This is a genomic window from Gammaproteobacteria bacterium, assembly GCA_003696665.1.
GTDB lineage: Bacteria > Pseudomonadota > Gammaproteobacteria > Enterobacterales.
This window is the reverse complement of sequence record RFGJ01000344.1, coordinates 1-3,094: the sequence shown is the minus strand read 5'-3', so window position 1 is coordinate 3,094 and position 3,094 is coordinate 1. Positions and strand designations below refer to the sequence as shown.

Sequence of the window (3,094 nt, the reverse complement as noted above, 5' to 3'; positions counted from 1 at the left end):
TATCTTCTGACGCCGCGCGGCATCGAGGAGAAGGCGCGCGTGACGATGCAGTTCTTCCGCCGCATCGAGGCCGAGTACGAGATGCTGAAGCGGGAGATCCATGGCAATGGGGAAGGCGGGTCAAGCGAATGAAGGGTTCACCCGAGTGCCCGCTCGTTTCCATCGTTATCCCAGCCTATAACGCAGGGGATTTTCTGCGTGAGGCGATCGACAGTGTTCTGAATCAAACTTACCCGGACATCGAACTGATCGTTCTCGATGACGGATCCACTGATCAGACCCGCGATGTTCTTTCGTCCTATCCGAAAGGTTCTTTTTTCTGGGAGTCGCATCCAAATATGGGGCAGGCGGCAACCCTGAACAAGGGGTGGGCCATGGCAAAGGGAGAGGTTCTCGGCTATCTCAGTGCCGATGACGCATTGCTCCCGGATGCTGTTGCCGAGTCGGTCCAGATGCTGCTGGACCATCCAGAGATTGTGTTTACCTATCCCGACTATCTGCTGTTTGATTCATCGGGACGCGATATCCGGAAGGTTGCGGCACCGGAATACAGTTATCGGGATATGCTGGTGCGAATGGTGGTCGCACCAGGGCCGGGAGCACTGTTTCGACGCAGTGCCTATGAGAAGGCCGGCGGCTGGGATTCTCGTCTGCATCAGATGCCGGACTTTGACTTTTGGCTTCGGCTTGGTCTGGTTGGAAATGGTAAGCGCATCCCCAAGGTTCTGGCCAAGTTTCGCGTTCATGAAGGTTCCCAGAGCTATGCGGCATCCAGCATTGAAAAGTCCGAGGAGTGCGTTCGGCTGATTCGAAATTTTTTTGAACGCGACGACCTTCCCGAAGATCTTCGTAAATACGAGCAAGAGTCATTGGCATATGCCCACATGATCAGCATGCGCCTTCATTTTCGCTCCGGACGGGTGGTTGAAGCCTGGAGCCATGTTAAGGCTGCTCTGGAGTGCAGTCCTAAGGCGTTTTTTTCGCTGTGGGGATTTAAGCTTTTCTTAAACGCGCTTCGTTTCAGGCTTCGGCGATACCTTCGGTCAATCTCTCTCGGTTTTATCTCCTGATGATTGAGTCAAGGACGATGACCCTAGAAGCTCTGGTGGGGCTGGGGCTTCGTGTCGCTGGAGCCTGTTTGCAGTTCGGGTTTACTGTGCTGGTGGCCAGGTTCTTTGGTGCCAGTGTATTTGGCCTTTATTCTCTCGCGTTTTCCCTGTGTATTATCGCTTCCGCTATTGCACGTTGGGGGATGGGACAATATTTGCTGCGGCAGGTATCTGTAGATATTCATTGTGGCGACTGGCTGGCTGTGCGGCGGACCATGACGGAAACGCTTATCATTGTGGGATTGATGTCCAGCGTATTCGGGCTTCTTTTCTGGCTGGTATCGCCATGGCTTTCCGATGTGGTTTTTTCCAAGCCGATGCTTATGCCCTACCTCATGGGTTTCTCCATCGCGATTCTTCCAATGACGTATGTACAGGTTCTGGCTGAGGGGTTTCGTGCTTTGGGCGAAAGCAGGGTTTATGTCGCCTTTCAGGTTGTCATTCTTCCTCTGTTGAGTCTTATTTTTGTCTCCCTGATAAGTATGGCAGACTGGAAAGATGGGGTGCTGGTTGTATGGAGCTATGTGCTGGCCTGCTATGTTGGCGTCATGGTAGCAATTTGGTTCTGGCATCGCAGGGCCGGATTTGATTTCAACCTTGAAGGGTTCTCGCTTATCTTGGATAGGCTCAAGAAGGCAACTCCTCTGGCTTGGGTTAGCATTATGACCATAGCCATGAGTTTCATTGAAACTCTTTTGCTTGGAGTGTTCCATTCCCCGGAGGATGTGGCCATGTATGCCGCTGCGTTGCGGCTGGCCTTGCTGGTGAACTTTGTTGTGTTGGCCGTTAACGGCTTGCTGGCGCCTCCTTTGGCTTCTCTGTGCAGAGATGGAAAAACCGATGCTTTGGAGTCCCTAGTCAACCGGGCCATTCTTCTTACGGGCCTGCTATGCTCTCCCATTCTTCTGGGGCTTTTTCTTTTTCCCGACACCTTGCTGGGCCTGTTTGGTGAATCCTTCATCGCTGCTTCGAGTACATTGATGATTCTGGCCACTGGGCAAATAATGAATGTCATTTCCGGTCCGGTTGTCCTTCTTCTGCAGATGAGCGGTCATGAAATCCCTCTGCGTAATCGTGTGATGCAATCTGCCATTCTGGCTCTGGTTTCGGGGCTGGCCCTGATTCCATCCTTTGGGTTTGTGGGCGCAGCTATGTCTGCCACGATTGGGATGGCTTCTATGAACCTTCTGTGCTTACGCGAGGTGTGGGTTCTACTTGGAGTGTGTCCTTGGCCAGCCAAGCCATTTTTTCGTCTCGGAGGAGCTTCATGAATCGATCCGGCCGGTTGCCAGGCTTTATCGTCGTTGGAGCGCAGAAGGCTGGAACAACTTCATTGCATGTCTGGCTCGATCGTTTGCCCGGGGTTTGTATGCCACGAGACAAAGAGACAAATTTTTTTTCCGATGATGCTCGATTCAAGCGTGGCATCGAGTGGTATTGTTCTCGTTTCAATCATTGTGATTCAAAGGCCGTTCTGGGGGAGGTTTCCCCGGAATACCTTTTCAGTCCGGTGGCTGCGGAAAGGATTCACGGGATGTTGCCGGACATTCGGCTGATCTTCATCTTTCGTGAACCGGTTCAGCGGGCCTATTCCCAATATCTGATGTCATGTCGGAAAGGTTTGGAAACGTTGGGGTTTTGCGAGGCCTTGATCCATGAGGAAAAGCGTCTGCGCGAGCATCCTGAGCTAAGCAGTATCATTGGATACATGAAACGAAGCCGTTATTGTGAGCAGGTTCGGCGATATCTGAAATATTTTCGTCGGAACCAATGCCTGTTCCTGAAGTTTGAGTCCTTGGTGGCTGGAAATGATCAAACCCGCGAGGTGCTGGAGGCCATTGCTGAATTCATTGGCATTGAGGCAGAAGATCTTTCCTTGCCAAAGGAGAATCCAGCAAGCATCCCCCGATGGCCATGGTTACAGCAGGCTCTGTATTCCTCCCCATTCTGGAAAAGATGGATTCGGGTTATTGTTCCTGCCCATG

The 3,094-nt window shown here is 52.0% G+C and carries 3 protein-coding genes and 1 pseudogene; all 4 read left to right on the top strand.

The annotated features are described in order from the left end of the window. Positions 1-99: pseudogene (locus D6694_08965) on the top strand (MarR family EPS-associated transcriptional regulator). 29 nt (positions 100-128) lie between these two features. Next, the gene (locus D6694_08960; protein RMH41371.1) at positions 129-1,070 is read left to right on the top strand and encodes a glycosyltransferase; all 942 of its coding nucleotides are present in this window, start codon (positions 129-131) and stop codon (positions 1,068-1,070) included. Continuing rightward, entirely contained in the window at positions 1,070-2,380 is a 1,311-nt protein-coding gene (locus tag D6694_08955) for a hypothetical protein (GenBank protein RMH41370.1), read from the top strand. Before D6694_08960 ends, D6694_08955 begins: the two co-directional genes overlap by 1 nt. Further along, the coding region (locus tag D6694_08950) for a sulfotransferase (protein ID RMH41369.1) at positions 2,377-3,094 on the top strand (718 nt) is incomplete at its 3' end. The genes D6694_08955 and D6694_08950, both read left to right, overlap by 4 nt.

Excerpts from the sequence above, each read along its gene's own strand:
- D6694_08960 (RMH41371.1), top strand. The coding sequence starts at position 129 with ATGAAGGGTTCACCCGAGTGCCCGCTCGTTTCCATCGTTATCCCAGCC.
- D6694_08955 (RMH41370.1), top strand. The coding sequence starts at position 1,070 with ATGATTGAGTCAAGGACGATGACCCTAGAAGCTCTGGTGGGGCTGGGG.